At 34.7% G+C, this 20,775-nt stretch carries 26 protein-coding genes; 21 read left to right on the top strand and 5 right to left on the bottom strand.

Annotated elements, in window-relative coordinates:
- Window positions 1-197 precede the first annotated feature (197 nt).
- Window positions 198-449, bottom strand: a complete 252-nt coding sequence (locus MKO96_RS09445) for a hypothetical protein (RefSeq protein WP_240587337.1) — start codon at window positions 447-449, stop codon at window positions 198-200.
- 222 nt (window positions 450-671) lie between these two features.
- On the opposite strand from MKO96_RS09445, the gene MKO96_RS09440 reads away from it, so the two are divergent.
- The 4 genes from MKO96_RS09440 (at window position 672) to MKO96_RS09425 (ending at window position 2,203) form a co-directional block, all read left to right on the top strand.
- On the top strand, window positions 672-812 hold the full coding sequence (locus MKO96_RS09440) for a hypothetical protein (protein ID WP_001004564.1): 141 nt from the start codon (window positions 672-674) through the stop codon (window positions 810-812).
- A gap of 36 nt (window positions 813-848) precedes the next feature.
- Window positions 849-1,379 carry a general stress protein gene (locus MKO96_RS09435; protein WP_001100080.1) on the top strand — a complete coding sequence of 177 codons (531 nt, stop codon included), beginning with the start codon at window positions 849-851 and terminating at the stop codon, window positions 1,377-1,379.
- A gap of 166 nt (window positions 1,380-1,545) precedes the next feature.
- The gene (locus MKO96_RS09430; RefSeq protein ID WP_240587336.1) at window positions 1,546-1,749 is read left to right on the top strand and encodes a DUF4028 family protein; all 204 of its coding nucleotides are present in this window, start codon (window positions 1,546-1,548) and stop codon (window positions 1,747-1,749) included.
- Window positions 1,750-1,891: 142 nt separating this feature from the next.
- On the top strand, window positions 1,892-2,203 hold the full coding sequence (locus tag MKO96_RS09425; protein ID WP_000637510.1) for a YbjQ family protein: 312 nt from the start codon (window positions 1,892-1,894) through the stop codon (window positions 2,201-2,203).
- A gap of 756 nt (window positions 2,204-2,959) precedes the next feature.
- Here the strand turns inward: MKO96_RS09425 and MKO96_RS09420 are convergent.
- A complete protein-coding gene (locus tag MKO96_RS09420; RefSeq protein ID WP_240587335.1) occupies window positions 2,960-3,265 on the bottom strand; it encodes a hypothetical protein in 306 nt (101 codons plus the stop codon).
- A gap of 117 nt (window positions 3,266-3,382) precedes the next feature.
- Window positions 3,383-4,378, bottom strand: coding sequence for a zinc-dependent alcohol dehydrogenase family protein (locus tag MKO96_RS09415; protein ID WP_240587393.1), 996 nt, complete (start codon window positions 4,376-4,378; stop codon window positions 3,383-3,385).
- A 358-nt stretch (window positions 4,379-4,736) separates the two neighbouring features.
- Here MKO96_RS09415 and MKO96_RS09410 point away from each other — a divergent pair, with 358 nt between their 5' ends.
- The 4 genes from MKO96_RS09410 to MKO96_RS09395 all read left to right on the top strand — a co-directional run bounded on the left by MKO96_RS09410 (window position 4,737) and on the right by MKO96_RS09395 (window position 7,728).
- Window positions 4,737-5,954, top strand: a complete 1,218-nt coding sequence (locus tag MKO96_RS09410; RefSeq protein WP_240587334.1) for a sensor histidine kinase — start codon at window positions 4,737-4,739, stop codon at window positions 5,952-5,954.
- The gene (locus tag MKO96_RS09405) at window positions 5,944-6,588 is read left to right on the top strand and encodes a response regulator (protein WP_087979684.1); all 645 of its coding nucleotides are present in this window, start codon (window positions 5,944-5,946) and stop codon (window positions 6,586-6,588) included. The genes MKO96_RS09410 and MKO96_RS09405 overlap by 11 nt, the downstream gene beginning before the upstream one ends.
- Before the next feature lie 163 nt (window positions 6,589-6,751).
- On the top strand, window positions 6,752-7,186 hold the full coding sequence (locus MKO96_RS09400; protein WP_240587333.1) for a hypothetical protein: 435 nt from the start codon (window positions 6,752-6,754) through the stop codon (window positions 7,184-7,186).
- Between the two features lie 122 nt (window positions 7,187-7,308).
- Complete coding sequence (locus tag MKO96_RS09395; protein WP_240587332.1) at window positions 7,309-7,728, top strand: hypothetical protein; 420 nt, start codon at window positions 7,309-7,311, stop codon at window positions 7,726-7,728.
- A 33-nt stretch (window positions 7,729-7,761) separates the two neighbouring features.
- On the opposite strand, the gene MKO96_RS09390 is transcribed toward MKO96_RS09395, so the two are convergent.
- Complete coding sequence (locus MKO96_RS09390) at window positions 7,762-7,902, bottom strand: YflJ family protein (RefSeq protein WP_000273536.1); 141 nt, start codon at window positions 7,900-7,902, stop codon at window positions 7,762-7,764.
- A 154-nt stretch (window positions 7,903-8,056) separates the two neighbouring features.
- On the opposite strand from MKO96_RS09390, the gene MKO96_RS09385 reads away from it, so the two are divergent.
- Complete coding sequence (locus MKO96_RS09385; protein ID WP_000582796.1) at window positions 8,057-8,419, top strand: hypothetical protein; 363 nt, start codon at window positions 8,057-8,059, stop codon at window positions 8,417-8,419.
- Window positions 8,420-8,444: 25 nt separating this feature from the next.
- On the opposite strand, the gene MKO96_RS09380 is transcribed toward MKO96_RS09385, so the two are convergent.
- Window positions 8,445-8,630 carry a YhzD family protein gene (locus MKO96_RS09380; protein ID WP_000539550.1) on the bottom strand — a complete coding sequence of 62 codons (186 nt, stop codon included), beginning with the start codon at window positions 8,628-8,630 and terminating at the stop codon, window positions 8,445-8,447.
- A gap of 208 nt (window positions 8,631-8,838) precedes the next feature.
- Here MKO96_RS09380 and MKO96_RS09375 point away from each other — a divergent pair, with 208 nt between their 5' ends.
- From MKO96_RS09375 to MKO96_RS09320, 12 genes are all read left to right on the top strand, one after another.
- Window positions 8,839-10,080: a metallophosphoesterase family protein gene (locus MKO96_RS09375; protein WP_240587331.1), complete on the top strand. Its 1,242-nt coding sequence runs from the start codon at window positions 8,839-8,841 to the stop codon at window positions 10,078-10,080.
- Window positions 10,077-13,001: an ATP-binding protein gene (locus MKO96_RS09370; protein WP_240587330.1), complete on the top strand. Its 2,925-nt coding sequence runs from the start codon at window positions 10,077-10,079 to the stop codon at window positions 12,999-13,001. The genes MKO96_RS09375 and MKO96_RS09370 overlap by 4 nt, the downstream gene beginning before the upstream one ends.
- A gap of 41 nt (window positions 13,002-13,042) precedes the next feature.
- A complete protein-coding gene (yhaM, locus tag MKO96_RS09365) occupies window positions 13,043-13,987 on the top strand; it encodes a 3'-5' exoribonuclease YhaM (protein WP_000726645.1) in 945 nt (314 codons plus the stop codon).
- Between the two features lie 123 nt (window positions 13,988-14,110).
- Window positions 14,111-14,353: a hypothetical protein gene (locus MKO96_RS09360; RefSeq protein ID WP_215590863.1), complete on the top strand. Its 243-nt coding sequence runs from the start codon at window positions 14,111-14,113 to the stop codon at window positions 14,351-14,353.
- A gap of 137 nt (window positions 14,354-14,490) precedes the next feature.
- Window positions 14,491-15,489, top strand: coding sequence for a WXG100 family type VII secretion target (locus tag MKO96_RS09355; RefSeq protein ID WP_240587329.1), 999 nt, complete (start codon window positions 14,491-14,493; stop codon window positions 15,487-15,489).
- A gap of 9 nt (window positions 15,490-15,498) precedes the next feature.
- Complete coding sequence (locus MKO96_RS09350; RefSeq protein WP_240587328.1) at window positions 15,499-16,032, top strand: ankyrin repeat domain-containing protein; 534 nt, start codon at window positions 15,499-15,501, stop codon at window positions 16,030-16,032.
- On the top strand, window positions 16,010-16,342 hold the full coding sequence (locus MKO96_RS09345; protein WP_001072112.1) for a DUF2185 domain-containing protein: 333 nt from the start codon (window positions 16,010-16,012) through the stop codon (window positions 16,340-16,342). Before MKO96_RS09350 ends, MKO96_RS09345 begins: the two co-directional genes overlap by 23 nt.
- A gap of 373 nt (window positions 16,343-16,715) precedes the next feature.
- On the top strand, window positions 16,716-16,904 hold the full coding sequence (locus tag MKO96_RS09340; protein ID WP_240587327.1) for a hypothetical protein: 189 nt from the start codon (window positions 16,716-16,718) through the stop codon (window positions 16,902-16,904).
- A gap of 305 nt (window positions 16,905-17,209) precedes the next feature.
- Window positions 17,210-18,154 carry a ring-cleaving dioxygenase gene (locus MKO96_RS09335; RefSeq protein WP_240587326.1) on the top strand — a complete coding sequence of 315 codons (945 nt, stop codon included), beginning with the start codon at window positions 17,210-17,212 and terminating at the stop codon, window positions 18,152-18,154.
- Window positions 18,155-18,198: 44 nt separating this feature from the next.
- Entirely contained in the window at window positions 18,199-19,176 is a 978-nt protein-coding gene (locus MKO96_RS09330) for a ring-cleaving dioxygenase (RefSeq protein WP_240587325.1), read from the top strand.
- A gap of 256 nt (window positions 19,177-19,432) precedes the next feature.
- Window positions 19,433-20,527 (top strand): response regulator aspartate phosphatase, encoded by a 1,095-nt coding sequence (locus MKO96_RS09325; protein ID WP_240587324.1) that lies wholly within the window; start codon window positions 19,433-19,435, stop codon window positions 20,525-20,527.
- Window positions 20,527-20,760 carry a Phr family secreted Rap phosphatase inhibitor gene (locus MKO96_RS09320; protein WP_240587323.1) on the top strand — a complete coding sequence of 78 codons (234 nt, stop codon included), beginning with the start codon at window positions 20,527-20,529 and terminating at the stop codon, window positions 20,758-20,760. Before MKO96_RS09325 ends, MKO96_RS09320 begins: the two co-directional genes overlap by 1 nt.
- Window positions 20,761-20,775: the final 15 nt, after the last annotated feature.

Genomic DNA, 20,775 nt, shown 5'->3' with positions numbered 1-20,775 from the left:
TTCCTACCTTCAAGAGTATTAAAAGTTTCCTATTGTAAAGAATGAAAAACGTAATATATATTATATCAGTTTTCATAAGGCCAAACTAGAAATCCCCCTATTGTATTAGGGGGTTCTTTTTTTAATAGAGGAAATCATTTTGAAATAAAAATATATATGAAAGGTAGTAAACGAGGGAATAGAGGATAACAAAAATTCTAAGAAGGAAAGAGTGTTCTTAAAGCTCTTTTTGCATCTATTCCTTCAAAAATAAATAATACAAGCTCTCTCTTTTTTACAGTAAGGAAAAAGGATATTAATGTGCTTAAGCTTTTAATAGAAGTAAGTGTTCCGTGTTTACTTATAAACAAGTTCGTTTGAAATGTTGTCATTAAAGCGTAAAAATGATGAATCTGCGTTATTGTAGGTGTTTCATTATAAGAAATAGTAGTAGAGTGAATGGCGTTCATTGCAATGTTCCTTTCCATATAGTAAGCATAACAATATAAACATACCCGTTTTAAAAAATGTTAAACATATAAATAAGAAAAAATATAATTATAGTATTTTAGGTTTAGAAAGGGTTACGAAGGGTATACATATAGTACAAAGAGATTGACTGAAGATGAATTATAAGAGTTCTAGCCTATAAAAATATACTTTTACTTTAAATAAAAAGGAGTCTGGTATACATGAATGAAATGATGATTGATATTACATTTGATTTAATTTACTTGTTAAGTAGTTCGCTTGTAATCCTTTTATTATTCGCTTTTTTCGTAAATGGTTATGTTAATAAGAAGATTAGTGTATACCGAAATGAAGAAAGATAAAGATACATTATATAAAACTTTAGGAGGTTAATAGTTATGAATGTAGATAGAAAAATAGTAGGTGTTTTTAGAACAATTGATGATGCGGCATGTGTTATTAATGAATTAAATGATAAAGGATACTCGGCGGATAATATTTCAGCTATTGCAAAGGATCAAAAGGAAATTGAACATCTGGAAGAAAAATCGGGTGAAAAAGTGAATCATGAAACTGCACATAAAGCGGATATCTTTTCAGCGACAGGGCTTGTGGCAGGAGGAGTGGCAGGCGGACTCGGTGGTTTATTAACAGGTCTTGGTATACTTGCCGTTTCTGGAATGGGTCCAATCGTAGCAGCGGGACCTATCGCGGCAGCTATTGGAGGAGCCGGTATTGGCGGAGGAGCTGGAAGTTTAATAGGAGCATTTATCGGATTAGGAATTCCCGAAGAACATGCTAAGAAATATGAAGAATACATTTACGATGGAAATATATTAATTTTAGTAGATGCAAAATTAGATGATAAGTTAGAAATCTATAAAATATTTGATAAACATAATGCTTATAACTCTGATTTCTTTAAATAATATTTACTTCACATATCAATTATGCAAAATGTAAACAAAGTGAATATCGTTTTTTGATCTTACAAATTTGGCGCGGCCGAGGAGTCGTATGACTATAAGAGAGGAAGGGCTTATAGTAAAAGATCAAGTTCTATTCTGTTATTTAAAAGGGAAGGGGTGTCTTTTCGTGATTGTAAAAATAGTAAAGGATAGTAGTAATAGCTTCCTTTGTACGGTTCAAAATGAAAATGGAGATCAGTATGTGAAGAAATGGTTCCGTAAACAGAAAAACAAGGAAGAGTTAGGGCGACCAACTTTTAAAGAAGTAGAAAAGGATTGGAAAGAAAATAGAGAATCGTTTATGTATCCGAATGTTAAAGCTCTTTATTAAAATTAAACATAATGCGCGTTTTATTCTTACAAAACTGTCACATTCCTGTAAGGTAATTCAATAGATTAGTTACTTTTTCCATGTCATAATAAAGACATAAGAAAGCTAATTAAAACTACAACTTATTAGGAGAGTGTCAGTCATGATTGTAACAACAACGTCTGGAATTCAAGGTAAAGAAATTATTGAGTATATCGATATTGTAAATGGTGAAGCTATTATGGGTGCAAATATTGTCCGCGACTTATTCGCTTCCGTTCGTGATGTTGTCGGTGGTCGTGCTGGTTCTTATGAAAGCAAGCTAAAAGAAGCTCGTGATATCGCAATGGATGAAATGAAAGAACTTGCAAAACAAAAAGGTGCGAACGCTATCGTTGGTATTGACGTAGATTACGAAGTTGTTCGTGATGGAATGTTAATGGTTGCTGTAAGTGGTACAGCTGTACGTATATAAGTAAATAAAAAACAGGCTCCCCCTTGAAGTTTATGCTTTGAGGGGATTTTTTTGTTTCATGACTACAGTTAAAATGAAGAAGAGTGGATGGCGTATTATAAGTACAAAAAATAAGATGATGGCGAATGTACTAACTCGCTAAAATGATAAGCTGAAAAGTTATATTGTACATATGTTTAAAATGGGCAAAACGTTATTGTAAAAAATGCTAGGATTGCTCCTAGCATTTCGTGAGGGGGTATTGCACGGGAATTTAGATAATAAGCAGACGTACCCGCTTATTTCAAATGTAGTATATATTGTTTTCAAGGAGAAAAGTAAGAAATAAAACAATCTTTATATATGTTTAACGAGAGTGTTAACTTTATGATAAATAATAAAATTGTTATTTGAGGTAAGGGGAGAAATAATGGTATGAATAACTTTAGAGGGTGTATAGTTTATAGAAATAAATGATTGAGCATGTAAAGAGTTGTATTACATAAAATTTATAATGAATGGAGGCAGTCACATTATGTTTTGGTTAGGATGTTTTTTAGGATATATTGTAGGTTCAGTTATTACATGTGCTCTACTTTACTATGGGTATAGATCCAATGAAAATAAAAAAGTGGATATACGAAAGAGGGAGGAGAGGAAAATCAATAAAAAAGGTGTATAGGATGTGGAAGGTAAGGTGATAACGTTTATGCAAAAATAAAGGACAGTACATATTTTATATGACGACTATGTACTGTCCCGCTTATTCTTTTTGGATTATGAGAAGTTGTTTCCTGTCTTGCAATAAATTTCATAGGCAAAAAAACCAAATAAATAGCCTATTCCAGATCCTAAACTAATGGAAAGCAGTGAGAAATCCGGAAAAAACATACCGAAAACCAAACCAATCATACAGCCAACAAGCATTCCCATAGGTATTAAACTATCTAATAACAGTTGAGCTTTTTGAGGTTTTTTCTTACCTAATTTTCCATTATTGTATTTATGTTCTAATCTTTTAATTACAAATACTACAATTCCACCAACTATTACAACAGGCGCGATTGCCGTGATTAGCCACATGTGAAAATCTCCTTTTACCTTTTAATAGAATTATACCAGATACTTACAATTATATGTTTCTAAACGTATTATTTAGTCTATTTAAAAGGTCAATCAAAAAGACTTCTTCTTTTGCATTTAATAACTCGTCAAAAACACTTTTCCTTTCGTTTTCTCAGCAGACTGCACGACATCAACCGCTGTTTTCACATCCGCTAAATCATATGTTGAATGTACTTTCATAAAACGTAATTGCTTATTTTCCACTAAGCGAATTAAGTGACGAAACGTTTCTTGCCATTTATATGGTGACACTTCTTTATTCCAATGTCGTAAATGAAATATGTTCGCGTGCACTTTTGCTTTCGTGACAATCTCTGCCCAGTTCACTTGTATGCCTGATAGAAGACCGATTGTTAAAAAGTGCCCGTTTGGACGTAAGGAGAAAGCTAATGCATTTCCATCCGGTCCTCCGATAGAATCAATCGCAGCATCCGCACCGAGCCCGTTTGTTAATTCCATAACAGTTTCATAAAGAGGGGCAGTGGAAGTATCAATTACATATGCAGTACCAAGGCGCAGTAATTCTTCTGTATGCTTATTATTTCTTGTAATAGCAATTAATCGGAAGTTTAAAATTTGTGATAACTGCGCAAAAAGATGACCAATAGCGGATCCACAAGCATTTACTAATAAAATGTCATTACTCTGTAAGTTTAATGTTTCTGTACAAGTAACCCACGCCGTAAGGGGATTAATATACATTTGTGCCGCTGTGAAATTATCGATGGAATCAGGAATAGGGACTACAAAATCAGCTGATGTCTTCACATACTCTTGCCAAGTACCTTCGCCTCGTAACGGTAAAACACGTTTACCGATAAGGTCTCTAGTAACGCCCGCGCCAACATCTTCTACAATACCAACACCTTCATAACCAGGTATGTTAGGTAAAGGGATTCTATGAGCGTACGCTCCGGTTATTGGAATTAAGTCAGATGGATTAATCGGCCTAACTAACATACGAACGAAAACTTCATTATCTTTTAATGGTTCTATATTTTTATATTTAACTTGTAATACATCTTTTGGGTTCCCAAACTCATGAAATTGAATGTGTTTTCCGTGCAAGATAAATGTTCCCCCTTAGTTTGATTGGGTTTATTATAGCATTTTCAGTTTAAATGATTATTTCATTAGCACTAAATAAAAGGGAACAGAAAGTCGTCGTTTATACTTTGAGGAGATTTTGATTGTGCAAACTTTTAAAATATACATTAATTATGTAGCATTGTATGGATTGCTGAATAATAATCTTACATAAACATCAATGAATTTCGATATGCAATAATTCATATTTGTATTTGGTAATGAGGATGAAGAGGAATAAGTGACTTATCCCGCTATTTGTGGGAGTCGGGCTGTATGTAAAAGCCTTCACTTTATCAAAATGTAAGTTGCATCTTGTATAATGTAATGGTGGAGGTCAGATATGAAAAAAATAAGTTTAAATATAGATTTGGATGCAAATGTATTGGAAGTGGTATTTATTCCAAGAAGGTTTATTATTTTATGGATTACACTCGTATATATAGCTTCAATACTTTTAGAATTTCGTAATAATATTTTCTCTATGGATAGTTTTTTCTTTACAATAGTCATTGTTATTCATACTATTTTTCATTGGTATGCGAGTTCATTAAAAAATAGGCAATTGTTGTACTTCTTTTTTGTACAACTTTTCATTGTGTTTTTGGCTGCGTTTATTGCGACAAATGCTTCGATAGCGATTTTTGTTGGATTAACTCCTATTTTAATCGCCCAAAGTTTATATGTTTATAACAATATATTTAAAGTAATGGCAGTTTTTACTCTTATGTATGCAATATTCTGTGCTGCAATTAGTATTAATTATGGTGTGAATAAATTAGCTATTCTTATCTCTATGTTTCTTTTAGTGTTAGCAATTATTATTCCTTTTTCTTATATTAATAAGCAGCAATTTGATGCACGTAATCGTATACAGAGCTATATTCAAGAGTTAGAGTCTGCATATATGAGAGTGGAAGAATTGACATTAGCTAATGAAAGGCAGCGTATGGCAAGAGATTTACATGATACGTTAGCGCAAGGTCTAGCAAGTTTAATTATGCAATTGGAAGCAATAGATGCCCATATGCAGAAAGGGAATACAGGACGCTCTCAAGAGATCATGAAACAAACTATGATAAGAGCGAGACAAACTTTACATGATGCAAGGTTGGTTATTGATGATTTGCGTCATACTACTAATTCATTTAATGAAGCAGTAGAGGAAGAGATTCAACGCTTTTCTGAGGCTACATCTATACAAGTGAGATTTACTATTCAAAGTCCCCCACATATTTCAAACTTAGTAAAAGAGCACTGTTTATATGTAATTAGTGAATGTTTAACGAATATCGCAAAACATTCACAGGCCACAGATGTACATTTAAAAGTTGAATATATCAGTGATCTTGAACAACTTACTATTGAAGTTGAAGATAATGGAATTGGTTTTGACACTAGATATATCGGTAAGAATCCTGGACATTATGGTTTAATTGGTCTAAATGAGCGTGTTCGATTGATTAAGGGAGAAATACATATATTGAGTGAAAAGATGAAAGGTACGAAAGTGTATATTCAAGTGCCTATAAATAAAGAAGGAGATAGCCATGAAGCATAATGTATTAATTGTAGATGATCATTTCGTTGTAAGAGAAGGTCTGAAATTAATAATAGAAACGAGTGATTCATTTCAAATTATAGGTGAGGCTGCAAATGGAGAAGAAGCTCTTTCTTTCATAGAGAAAAAGGAACCTGATGTCATTTTAATGGATTTGAATATGCCTAAAATGAGTGGTTTAGAAACAATTGAGGCTTTGAATAAAAAACAAAACCATACCCCGATTATCATATTAACTACTTATAATGAAGATGAATTAATGTTAAAGGGAATTGAGTTAGGAGCAAAAGGATATTTGCTAAAAGATACGGATCGTGAGAATTTGTTTCGAACGTTAGAAGCGGCTATTCGAGGTGAGATTTTACTACAATCAAATGTTATGGAAAAGATAGTGAACTATAAAAGGAAAGAAATACATACTGATAAGGTTGAAGGAAACAATTTAACAGAAAAAGAATTGTTTGTGTTAAAAGCCATTGCGCGCGGATATAAGAATAAAGAAATTGCATTCGATATGGGGATAGCTGAGCGAACGGTAAAAGCGTATTTAACAAATATATACAATAAATTAGGTGTTAATTCACGGTCAGAAGCAGTAGCTGTATCTATTGAAAGGAAGTTAATTCATTTTTAAAACATTATATATGCCCAATCGTACATTATAGGCTTGCCCTTTTGTACGATTTTTTTATTTCTTTCTCGTGTTATGCTTCAGAAAGTATGAGAGATTTAAGAACATTGTAATTGTATTACAATTACAGGCGTTTCTAATGTAGGAAAGGAAGAAGAATAAGTAAATGGAAACTTTGCTTTTAATTTCTGTATTAATTTTCTTTATTTGGCTGAAAAGCAAACAAAGAAAATTAAACTGGATAGATATTATAACTTTTCTCATGATGATAGGGATTATTACTTATATGGCGCCGCAACCAATGACTAGGGATTTACAAGCAGAGTTACTGGCAGTTACGCTTTTTTCTTTCGCTATTGGTGTTTGGCAAGGTGGGGGAATTACAGTCTGTTATGAGGATGAAATTTTATATATTACAAATGGAAAACAGTTTTCCATTTCATGGGTTCTCTTAATAATTGGCAACATAATTATTATTAATATATTTGAAGATGGATTTACATTTAATGGACCTTGGTTTCTTTTGTGTAGTGTTGTCATTACATCTGGGGTGAAAACCAGTATTCTATGTGTTCTGTACAAATTAACAGTGCGAAATTGAATGGGAAATCAAAGCTGTTTTCTTTTATCCCAACATAAAACGTATTGCTGTCAGTTCATTAAAAGACTGTAGTTGATAAAAAATGAGAAGGAATTATTGAAAGAATGGGGGAGTTAACATAGATGTTTCTACCTATTACTATATTTGATAGGTTTAGTTGGCTGGGGACTGTTGCTTTCGCTTCAGAAAAGACTAGCAGGAATCGAGCGCTTTTGAGGGCGGAAGAAAGCAATGTTAATTTGTTTAAAAATAAATGTATAGATTCAGATAATAATATTCATCAAAAAATAACTATAGGTTCTGTGGAATATAGTGATGATTTTATATTGGGCTGTGCAGAACCTCATTCAACAATTGTCATAACAAGTGCTGATATGTATGTTGGAAGCGGACGGGTTAATAAGCATGGAGAATTTAAAATATATACGAAAGATTATCTGGAAGGGGATTTGATAATAGAGATTCAGTTGATAATGGGTGGTTTTTATCAAGAGAGTATAATGGTAAATAAGATAGGATTATTTCTTTTTTCAGCTAAATAAAAAGGAAGCAACCGTAGTCGCTTCCTACATCTATTAAGCCGAAGCTTTCTTCATTCTCTCAAGTAAACTAGATAACACATGCGTACGATATGATTCTAGTTTTTTACCTTCGTAAGTACGAATACCTAATTTTTTAAGTTCTTTTACATACCAACCTTTGCTTCCGAAATACATGTGATCGCTCCCCTTCAACTTTGTTTTTATTTGTTCTGATTGCATATGGAGGTACAGGTAATATAATGAAGGAAATGAATTTCGCGCGAAAATGGTTAACTTTGTTGCAAAAGACATATATACTAAGGATAGTATATAACGAGGTGGGCAAGACGTGATTATAGAGAAGCACGAAATTCAAATTGACCAAATTACGAGCGGTAAAGTGAATATCTTTACTTTCTATAGGAATAGAAAGCAAGTTGATGATCATTTTTTACGATTACAAGAACCATCGCTTACAGCAAATTACTTCTTCCATTTTCATTTTGATGCAGAGAGCTTGCATCTACTGCAGGAAGAGTTTCCGAGCGTATATCCGTACGCCGGTAGTGAAACGATTCACGACTGGACGGAAAAGATGAAAGCAGAATTGCAACATCAGATCCAAACAGGAAAATGGAATAAGCGCGTACGTATCGGTAATCGCATTCTAGATGTGGTGTTTACGTGGTGTGACGAAGATATAGTAGAGTAAAAAGAAGCGGATGACGCTTCTTTTTTTAGCGCTGGAATAAAACGAGCTTACCTGCAGAAGATGTGCAGCGATGTGTTTTTTCGTGCAATCCTTTTTCTTGTAAAATAGATTCACCTTTTGCTTTCGCTTCTTTTTCAGTTGCCGCCTCGAATGATTCGTCTAATGCTTTTGAACCATCTTTTTCAAAGACTGTTAGAACGTATACTCCCATGGAAATTCCCTCCAATAATAAAAATCAGAATCTTATAACTATTTTGGCATAAATCACTAGAATATGCAAAGAAATATATGACATTGCGTGTTACAATAAGGTGAAACTTTAATCATCGGGGAGTTATTCATTCCTGATGATTATTAGTTTTCAGCAATTTTAATTTTGATAAAATGAAACTTTTGAAAGATAGAAAGGATCGTTATTTGTGAAACAAGTGAAGTTTATACATGCGGCTGATTTGCATTTGGATAGTCCGTTTAAAGGGATGGAAATGAATGTTGCGCAGTCTGTTTGGGAGAGAATGAAGCAGAGTACGTTTGAATCGTTCGAACGTATTATTGATAAAGCGATTCAAGAGCGCGTTGATTTCGTATTACTAGCCGGGGATTTGTATGATGCGGAGACGAGAAGTTTGAGAGCGCAAGTGTTTGTGCGCGAGCAAATGAAGAGACTGTCGCAGTACGATATCCCTGTTTTTATTATTCACGGTAACCACGATCATTTAGGGGGAAGCTGGGCAGCAATTGAGTTTCCGGGAAATGTTCATGTGTTTACGGAGCCTTATGTAGAAGAGAAATCATTTTATAAAAATGGTGAGTTATTAGCTTCTATTTACGGGTTTAGTTATTTGCAGCAAGCGGTAACGGATAATATGACAGCGCAGTATACGAAAATGAGTGATGCGCCTTTTCATATTGGTATGCTTCACGGAAGTGTGGAAGGGGATGCAGAGCATAATCGCTACGCACCGTTTCAAATTCGTGAGCTGAAAGAAAAGCAGTTTGATTATTGGGCTCTTGGCCATATACATAAACGTGAAATTTTATCAGAAGAGCCATATATTATTTATCCTGGGAACATACAAGGGCGTCATCGTAAGGAAATGGGCGAGAAAGGTGCGTACCTGATTGAACTTACGAAACAAGGAACGCAATGTTCATTTTTCCATACGGCAGATGTTGTGTGGGATGAGATAGAAGTGAATATTGATGGACTGGAAACAGTTGACGAACTTATGACTGTGATATCAAGTACGATGAATGAGTGCCGAAGAGAAGAGGAAGGGACGCTACTTACTGTCGTATTTACAGGGCAGGGCCCACTTTCTCCTTATTTACGTGATGACAAGCGCGTGGAAGAGATTTTTCATATTTTAGCAGCTGGCGAAGAGCGAAAAGATTTCGTATATGCGATGAAGTGGAAAAATGAGACGGTTTCGTTTGCGGAAATCGAGCGTTTGAAAGAGGAAAATCATTTCGTCGGTAGTGTGCTAAAAGAGTTAGAAGCTTTCACCAATATGGACGACGTGTTGCGCACGATTTGGACATCTCCTGTAGCGCGTAATAGTATTGAATCTTTTACTGAAGAAGAGAAGAAAGAGATTCAAAAGGAAGCGGAAAATATTATTTTAGAGCAATTATTCCAGCAAGAGAGGGATAAGAAATGAGAATTGAAAAACTCCATATTTATGGGTACGGAAAATTAGAAAATGTGGAAATGGATCTGTCAATGTTGACAGTGTTATACGGTGAAAATGAAGCGGGGAAATCGACAATTCGCTCGTTTATGAAAAGTATTTTATTCGGTTTTCCGACGAGAGGACAGCGCCGTTATGAGCCGAAAGAAGGCGGCAAGTATGGCGGTGCGATGACTGTGGAAACAGAGAAGTACGGCCGTTTGAAAATTGAACGGTTGCCAAAGACGGCAGCTGGTGAGGTGACCGTTTATTTTGAAGACGGGAAAACGGGCAACGAGGAAATTTTACACGATATATTAAGCGGGATGAATGAAAGTTTATTTGAATCAGTCTTTTCATTTGATATGCACGGCCTTCAAAATATTCATCAGCTCGGCGAAGCGGATATCGGAAATTATTTATTTTCGGCAAGCGCAGTCGGAAGCGATGCGTTGTTGCAGCTAGATAAAAAGCTAGAAAAAGAAATGGATCAGCGCTTTAAGCCGAGCGGTCGTAAACCAGAAATTAACGTGTCACTGCAAGAGATGAAGAAGCTTGAAGAGAAGATGAAAGAGTGGCAAGGGAAAATTGGTACGTATGAAAAGCAAGTGGAGCAGTTAAAAGAAAGTGAAGAGAAGCTAGCTTTTGTTCGCGTGGAAAAAGAGAATGCAGAAAAGCGAAAGCAAGATTATGAAATATTAGCAGCGCTTGAGCCTCTCGTTATTGAAAAGCGTGCGCATGAGAAAGTGTTACAAAACGAGAGCGGGCAATTTCCTGTAAACGGGATGGCACGTTATGAAGCGATTAAGGCGAAGATGGAGCCGCTCCAATTACAAGTTGATTCGCTCCATAAAAAAATAGAGAATGTGCAATCGGAAATTGAATCGATTCAAATAGATGAAGCGTTTTTACAAAAAGAAAGTTATGTAGAAGAACTTCGTATGCAGCATATGTCTTACGAAAATGCACGCCAAGAAATGCGTGATATGACAGGAATGATTACGAATATAAAAGAAGAACTGACAGAACTAGAGCAACAAATCGGTGCTACTTTTGAAAAAGAAACAGTTCTTTCGTTTGATATGAGTTTGGCAACGAAAGAGTTAATTACGCAAACAGTGCAAAAGGCGCGTGAATTAGAAACGCAAAAAGCACAGCTTGATGATCGTTTTAAAGTAGCGCAGGAGCAATTAGAAGAACAAGAAGAAAACATAAGACAGATTAAGCAACAAATGTTAGCGGATGAAGAGCGAAATGCGTTAGCGGAGAAAGAGAAGTCATTCCAAGATGCAGCGTTTATCGGTATGGGTGCAGAGAGAATGAAGCGTAAGTATGAGGAAAAAGCAGGAGCGGCAGTGCAAAAGAAAAAGCAGTGGCAAAGAGTTTGTCTTCTGTTACTTATTATTAACACGCTTGTTTTATTCACGAGTTTATTTATAGATAACCGCTTACTCTTATTTATTAGTGTCATTATTTTTGTAGGGATCGTTCTTGCCCTCGTTTTATATAAAGATCCGTCAAGTGGATTACAAGAAGAGCTTCTTACTCTTCAGCAAAGTGCTGGCGGGAGACAAAGTGAAGAAGCGATGTCTGTGCGCTATCAATTAGAAAAAGATGAAGAGATACGTAAATTATTTGAGCGTGAGTCATATAAGTTACAGCAAATGGAGCGAGCGTATGATAAAGTCGTTTCATCGTATGAGGAATGGGAGAGAGAAACGTTCCGCATTAGCGAACAAGTAAATGTGTATAAAGTGCGCTTTATGTTCCCTGAATTTTATACGTATGCACACATATTGCCGGCGTTTGAGCGTATGGAAAAAATGCAGCAATTATATCGCGAGTTTGAGAAACAAAGTGAGCGGAAATCTTCATTATATGAAATGATTTCGCAATTTGAACATAAACTAGAAACTGTTATCGGTAGTGCGGAGTATAGTAAACTGCACGAGGCGCAAAGTCGTATGCAAAATGAGAAAGAAAAACGTCAAACTTGTAAGCAGTTAAAAGAGAAGCTTGCGGAATGGCAAGAAGAATATGAGTTCATGCAAGAGCAATTGAAACAACTGTTAGTAGAACGAGATAGTTTATGGCATATCGCACATTCTACAGATGAAGAGATGTTTTTAGAAGCAGGTAAGCTGGCAGAAAAACGTGAAGATGCTGAGAAGCAAGTAGGGCGTTTATTACCGCAAATTGATCTGTTAGAACAGCGTTTAACGAGTTTATCATTAGCTGAACATTATGAGGCTGACGGTTATGATGAAAAATTAAAGCAAGAACTGACAGCTGCGCAAAATTGTCTTACGAAAGAGAAAGAACTGACAGAGCGTATTGCGAAACATCGTATGGAAATCGCGAATTTAGAAGAAGGTAGTACGTACGGTGATTTACTGCACGAATGGGAAATGAAAAAAGCGCAAGTGCGTGAACAAGTGAAGAAGTGGGCTGCTTATGCGGCCGCGAAGACAGTATTAACGAAAACGAAGCAATATTATCATGAAGTACATCTTCCTCGTATTTTACAAAAATCAGAAGAGTATTTCGTCTATTTAACAGGCGGACGATATAGTAAAATCTTTTCACCGTCAGAGGCGGAACCGTTCATTGTGGAACGTAATGATGGTATTCGTTTTTACAGTCATGAACTAAGTCAAGCGACAGCAGAGCAGTTATATTTATCGTTACGATTTACGTTAGCAAAAACGTTTGAGCATGATTACCCATTTATTATTGATGATAGTTTCGTGCATTTTGATGCGATAAGGACGAATCGTACGATTGAACTAATAAAGGAAATTGCGAAAGATAGACAAGTCATCTTCTTTACATGCCATGCGCATTTATTAATGTATTTTACAGAAAAACAGATTATAAAATTAACGCATAAGCGTAAAGAAAATGAGTTGTAGTGTGCTATACTAAAAGTAATTGATATGGTGGAGGAATTCGAATGAAAAAGAAAATTGCAGAATATGAAGTTGGTGAACAAGTCGATGTTTTCTTGTTAATTAAAACAGCGACAAAAGGTTTAGCAAGCAATGGAAAACCATTTTTAACAGTAATTTTACAAGATCCAAGTGGAGATATTGAAGCGAAGCTATGGGACGTATCGCCAGAAGTTGAGAAACAATATGTAGCAGAAACAATCGTTAAAGTAGCTGGTGATATTTTAAACTACAAAGGACGTATTCAATTACGTGTGAAACAAATCCGTGTTGCGAATGAAAATGAAGTAACGGACATCTCAGACTTCGTAGAAAAAGCACCAGTGAAAAAAGAAGATATGGTTGAAAAAATTACGCAATACATATTTGAAATGAGAAACCCGAACATTCAGCGTCTAACAAGACATTTGTTAAATAAGCATCAAAATGAATTTTTAGAATATCCAGCAGCGACGAAAAATCATCACGAGTTCGTATCTGGACTAGCTTATCACGTTGTATCGATGCTTGATTTAGCGAAAGCTATTGCGGCTCTATACCCATCATTAGATAAAGACTTACTATATGCAGGCGTTATTTTACATGACCTTGGTAAAGTAATCGAATTATCTGGCCCAATTTCTACAACGTACACGTTAGAAGGAAATTTACTAGGCCACATTTCTATTATGGTGAACGAAATTGGTAAAGCAGCAGACGAGCTACAAATCGATGCAGAAGAAGTATTAATTCTTCAACACATCGTTCTTTCTCACCACGGAAAAGCAGAATGGGGTAGCCCAAAACCACCATTAGTAAAAGAAGCAGAAATTCTGCACTACATCGATAACTTAGATGCAAAAATGAACATGATGGACCGCGCATTAGGACGCACAAAACCAGGTGAATACACAGAGCGTGTATTTGCACTTGATAATCGTTCGTTCTATAAACCGACGTTCCATAATTAATAATGTGAATCAAATGGCCTCATTAAGTGTTAAAAGCTTAGTGAGGCTGTTTTCTTTATTAAAAATGAAATAGTTAAAATGAAATAATTGAAGAAGAAGCATTGAAAAGGGTAGGTTCTAAACATGCGAAAAAATGAGTTAGAACAGAAATTATTACAAGAAGAGGTGCCAAAGGATTTATATAGTTTAAAGGGTGGATTACCAAACGAATCGTATTGTTTTAATGAACAGAATGGAGTATGGAAAGTATATTATAGTGAGCGAGGAACAAAGAGTAACCTTAAGACATTTAATTCTGAGACAGAAGCATGTGAATACTTCTATACTAGTTTAATTGAGATGTTAAAAGGAATGGGTGTAATTTAATACTGAAATAAAAGGGCATTTCCGTTTGGGGGTGCTCTTTTATTTTATATACACATTATTATATTAATCTAAAGTTTCTGTATTTACATTTTTTTCTTTTTATCTCATAATTTTAATTGGGGAAAGGGAGGAAAGAAATGGTTCAAATCAAAGTGACACCTGAAATGCTAGAAGAAGTTGCTAATCGTGCAAGTAATACCAGAATCGCATTAGAATCTATACATAATAATTTATGTAATGAAATTGATCATTTGTGTTCCCAATGGATTGGTGCCTCTAATCAACAATTCGTTCAAATGTTCAATGATGCGAGACCAAAAGCTTTTACATCTATCAATTCAATTATACAAGTAGAAGAAGATTTGAAACGAATTGCCGAAAAATTCCGTAACACAGATAATCAAGATGTTACAATGGAAGAAGGGGCAATGTGTGGTAAACCTTCTTCGGAGGGAAAAGGATTTGATGGTGGAAAATTAGCCAGGGATATAGCTGGGGAAATAAGTGGTGAGTATGATGTTCGTCGTGTTTGGGATGGTATTGATCCATCTACTGGCGAAAAACTTTCGGGGTGGGAACGTGCTGGGGCAGGTGTCATAGCTGTAGCCGGCCTTACACCCTTTGGAAAGATAGCTAAAGTAGGAAAAGGAGTTAAAATGACTGCTAAGGCTACTGAGGCTGTAAATACAGCTAAAAAAGTACCTGCTGGAGGAGCCAATGTAGTTAAGGGTACGGATAAAGATGTTGCCAAAAAGGTCATTGCAAAAGATGGATCTGTTACTATTAAAGGTGAAGGGGATATTACTGAAGTTATAGATAATAGACCTTATTTAGAACCTAAAAATAGACCATCCTTTAGAAAGAAAGTACCAGAAGTAACTTTTGAGAATGCAAAAGGGCCAGATGGATTGGTGCGAGATCCACTCTATCCAGAAAAAATAATCGAGTGGAAACCTGGTCAACCTAGAAAAAATGTTTGGGACATGGGGCACCTTCCAGAACACAAATATTCTGATATGCATAAGAGATATTTAAACGGTGAGTTAACACCAAAAGAGTTCAGGGATTGGTTCAATAATCCAGATAACTATCGTCCTGAATTACCTAGTACTAATAGAAGCCATAAATTAGAATAATTAAAAGGGGTGTTGACAATAAAAATTGATTTAATTGCAAAATTAAAAAATACAAGTGAATTTATGAAAGTATACAAAGATGGTGATGAAAAAAATGTATTTGATGGAAAAAGTTTGATATTCTTTTCGTTGTCAAATACTGACTTATCTTCACGCTATGAAATCAGTAATTTTTTATTAGATAAAAATATTGATGTATTATGTAAAAATAGGGAAGATGAAACCGTATTGCATGTTTTATTAGGGCAACGAAAAAATGATATTGAAAAAACTTATAGATTATGTGAAAGACTCATAGAAAAAGGTGTTAATATTAATGAAAAAGATGGAAAGGGTCAAGTTGCACTAATTTATATAATTCGATTGAACAAATCAGATGAAGAATTAGAACAGTTATATAATTTGTGGTTTTCTCAACCAAACTTAGATTTAACTTCTAAAGATAGTGCAGGATTTTCAGCTATTGAATACGCTAGAAAATTCCCGTATAGATCAAGTTTAATTGAAAGGATGGAAAAATATGAATCAAAAAGAGCCTATTGAATTTATTGAAAAAGCTGGGGCCTGTATTGTTTCAAAAAATATAATAAATGAAACAGGAAAATTGAAATGGATATTGAGAGAGCAATCAATAGATGCGGTAGATAATGGTTGGAGATTTTTTTCAGAAATTGATGATGATGATTACATTAATAATCCTGATAATTTAGTAGTATGTGATTTTAATACTGTAGCAAATATTGAACCGGCCATTCTGGGAATATACGAACTACCAATAGGTAGTGATTTACAATTAGTTTCTGAAAATGGAAAAATAAGATTTGTTGATAATTTAACTGGTAAAGAAGTTTGATGAGAATACGGAAATCTAAAGACAACAAGGTAAAATGGTTCGAGGAGATGTAAATTTACCAAGTGTGAATTCATTAAATATCTTCGAAAAGAATGTAAAATATTATAGTAAGCGAGTAATAAAGAGTAATATTAAGATATTTAATTCTGAGACAGAAGCATGTGAATACTTCTATACTAGTTTAATTGATATGTTAAAAGAAATGGGTGTAATTTAAACCTGAAATAAAAGGGCATTTCCGTTTGGGGATGCTCTTTTATTTTACTAACTTTATTTCACATATAAATTGGCTTCATTTTCTGTTAGACAAGTTTTATTTTATATGTTTACATTTTTTATCTCATAATTTCAATTAGGAAAGGGAGGAAGAAACATGAAATATATGGCGTATGTAGAAAAAGTCAATAAGTTAATCGAAGAGGAAGTTACAATAAATATTAACGGTGTAGTGTTTACGGGATTCTCCACTGTTTGTTCATATAAAATTGAAGAAGGAAAAAGTTATCCTGCTATTCTCGACATTACAGTTTTCGATAATATTGAAGTTTCTTTCCTCCACTAATGTTTTTAATATTTACCAAACCATTCTCCAGTCCAAAATGTTATGCAATAAAAAAATATCTCGAATTTGAGATAAATCACTTGCTTTTTAATCACTTGAGTTGTAAAGTGATAGTAACGAAAGCGATTGAGTCATATGAAAAACATACACTTACTCACTTGCTTTCGATTTACAAAACAAAGTAACTTATTCAGTAAAAACTAAGATGAATTTACAAAAACATAATGAGCATAAATTGAAAAGCTAAGAAGCATATTATTTTTTAAGTATCACTTGACTAGTAAAATGAAACGGAGGAATTACTAATGTATGAAATTAAAGGGCATCATCACATTTCAATGGTTACAAAAAACGGAAGTGAGAATAACCATTTTTATAAAAACGTGCTTGGTTTACGCCGTGTGAAAATGACGGTAAACCAAGATGATCCGTCCATGTATCACTTATTTTACGGAGATAGAACAGGAAGTCCGGGTACGGAACTATCATTTTTTGAAATGCCTTTAGTAGGAAAAACGTACCGTGGTACGAATGCAATTACGCGAATCGGATTACTCGTTCCGTCAGAGGAAAGCTTACATTACTGGAAAGAACGATTTGAGAAATTTGATGTGAAACATAGTGAAATGACAACATATGCAAATCGTCCTGCTTTACAATTTGAGGATGCTGAAGGTCTTCGCTTAGTGCTACTCGTTTCAAACGGAGAAAAAATGGAGCACTGGGAAACTTGGGAGAAATCAGAAGTTCCTGCAAAGCATCAAATTCAAGGAATGGGTTCTGTAGAAATGACGGTGCGCAGACTTGATAAACTGGCGAGTACACTAACGGACATATTTGGTTATACAGAGATTAGCCGAAATGAAGAGGAAGCAATTTTTCAGTCCATTAAAGGAGAGGCTTTTGGAGAAATCGTTGTGAAATATTTAGATGGTCCTTCTGAAAAGCCAGGCCGCGGTAGCATTCACCATTTAGCAATTCGTGTGAAAAATGATGCAGAGCTTGCTTATTGGGAAGAACAGGTGATACAAAGAGGCTTCCAGTCTTCAGGAATCATCGACCGTTTCTATTTTAAAAGCTTATATTTCCGTGAATCAAACGGAATCCTATTTGAAATTGCGACAGATGGACCAGGATTTACAGTTGATGGCGATGTAGAACATTTAGGAGAAAAACTTGATTTACCGCCGTTCTTAGAAGATCAGCGAGCAGAAATTGAAGCGAAATTAGCACCTATTGAAGAGAAATAATAGAAGAGAAAATATAAATTTAAAAACCATTGGAGGAATATAAAATGAACCAATTAAAAGGAATTCACCACGTTACAGCAATTACAAGTAGTGCAGAAAAGAACTATGAGTTTTTCACTCACGTTTTAGGAATGCGTTTAGTTAAAAAAACAGTAAACCAAGATGATATTCAAACGTACCATTTATTCTTTGCAGATGATAAAGGTAGTGCAGGAACAGATATGACATTCTTTGACTTCCCAGGTGTTCCAAAAGGAGTACACGGTACAAATGAAATTTCAAAAACTTCATTCCGAGTGCCAACTGATGCAGCATTAGCATACTGGGTGAAACGTTTTGATCGTCTTGAAGTAGAGCATACAGGCATTATAGAACAATTTGGTAAGAAAACTCTATCTTTCGTTGATTTCGATGATCAACACTATCAATTAATTTCAGATGAGCTTGATAAAGGTGTGGAATCAGGTACACCGTGGCAAAACGGTCCAGTTCCATTAGAATATGCAATCACTGGTTTAGGACCTGTATTTATCCGTATCGCAAACTTTAGTTTCTTTAAAGAAGTGTTAGAAAAAGTTCTATTATTTAAAGAGATTGCGCAAGAAGGAGAATTCTATTTATTTGAAGTGAACGAAGGTGGAAACGGTGCATCAGTTATTGTAGAACATAATACGGTTCTTCCTGAAGCACAACAAGGTTTTGGTACAGTGCACCATGCAGCATTCCGCGTAGAAGATCGCGCTGTATTAGAAGAGTGGATTGAGAGAATCGGTAGCGCCCAACTTCCGTCATCTGGTTATGTAAATCGTCACTTCTTCGAGTCATTATACGCAAGAGTTGCACCACAAATCTTATTTGAATTTGCAACAGACGGCCCAGGATTTATGGGAGATGAGCCATACGAAACACTTGGTGAAAAATTATCTTTACCTCCATTCCTAGAGCCAAAACGTGAAGAAATCGAAAAATTAGTTCGCCCAATTGATACAGTGAGAAGTACGAAGGAATTTATTAAAGAGTAAAAGTAGAGATAGTAGGTAGGAGAGCAAGTAGTTTTAGCGGAACGCTGGAACTGCTTGCTTTTTTATTTGGGCTATAAAATTTTCTGAAAAATGTTTCTCAAGTTTTTTAAATAGAAATATTTGGTATAATTCATTTAAATTATAAATTTTCTGACAATTATTTTTCAATACATAGAAAAGAGGTGGTAATATACAATTTGGATAATTGTATAAATATCCTAATTTTGTAAGTTTGGAGAAAAGGGGATGCGAGTGTATGGGAGTAGATGTAGTAACAAGGGAGCAAATGAAACACTTATTGGATGATTGGTATCATTCAATGTTAAAACAAGATGTGGTTAAAGCAAAAGCGCTAAATGAAGAAGTAGAGTCCAAGGTTATTTATATTAAAGAAGATCAGTATGCAACATTTTATCACGCATTATTAAAATTCCGTTATCATGTGCTAATTGATAGTTTGAGTATTACAAAGAATAGTTTTGATGAAATTGATGCTCTTATAATTCCTGATGACGCACTTTTAACACATTATTATCACCTATTCAAAGGCATTCATGCAATGTATATATCAAATTACATTGAGTCACAAAACCACTTTGAAGCGGCTGGGAAATTACTTAAACATATAACATCTTCGTTGGAACATGCTGAATTTAATTATAGATTTGCATATCTGTCTTATCAAACTTATAAACCATTGATGGCAATTGATCAAATACGTTTAGCAAAAGATGAATATGAAAAACATCCTGGTTATGAAGTTTGTATCGCTTTATGTGAGAATATTTTTGCAATGGCTTGTATTGACTTACGACAATTTGAGCAAGCCGAAGAGAAGTTTGATTTGGCATTAGATGTATTTCAAAAGATAGATAATAAAAGATTTATTACAATGGTTCGTCATAATTTAGCATGGTTATATGCAAATCAAAACCTTTCGAGTTTAGCAATTCGCCATTTAGTAGAAGTAATAAAAAGTAATCCAAAACATTTCAAAGCAATGTTTGTATTAGCACGTGAATATTACAAAATTGGACAAATCGATACTGCCGCTGAATTAATTGAAGAAGGATTAGATATATGTAATAAGATACAAAATAAAGAATTTCAGCACCGTTTTGTAATTTTAAAGGAAATGAATCAAAAGACGTCTAGTGTATCATTAGAATCCACTATTTTAAATGGGATTTCATATTTTGAGAAAGAAGGCTTGTTGGATTGTATTCAAGAATATACTGAGATTTTAGCTATGCAATTTTATAAAGAAGAAAACCATGTAAAGGCAAGTAAATATTTTTATATAAATAACCAAGCACAGAAAAAACATTTAAAAAAAGGGGCGTTGAAATAATGAAAAAAGTAGGCGTAATAGCAAAAGGGTTAATTTTTGCAGGGGTTCTTTCATTTGGATTTAATTTTTCTACTACTACACAGCAAGCAGTTAATATTGGTGACGGAGGAGCACCAGCAAGACCAGACTATGTAAGTGTTGGGGACGGTGGAGGAGCGCCAGCCAATTTCAATAAAGGCGATGGCGGAGCACCAGCAGATAATAGAGGGGACGGCGGAGTAAGCCAACTATAATAACAAAGAAAGGGA

The sequence above is a fragment of the Bacillus sp. ES1-5 genome, assembly GCF_022487605.1.
Lineage (GTDB): Bacteria > Bacillota > Bacilli > Bacillales > Bacillaceae_G > Bacillus_A > Bacillus_A wiedmannii.
Note: the sequence above shows the minus strand (reverse complement) of the source record. Positions and strands in the feature narration are given on the sequence as shown.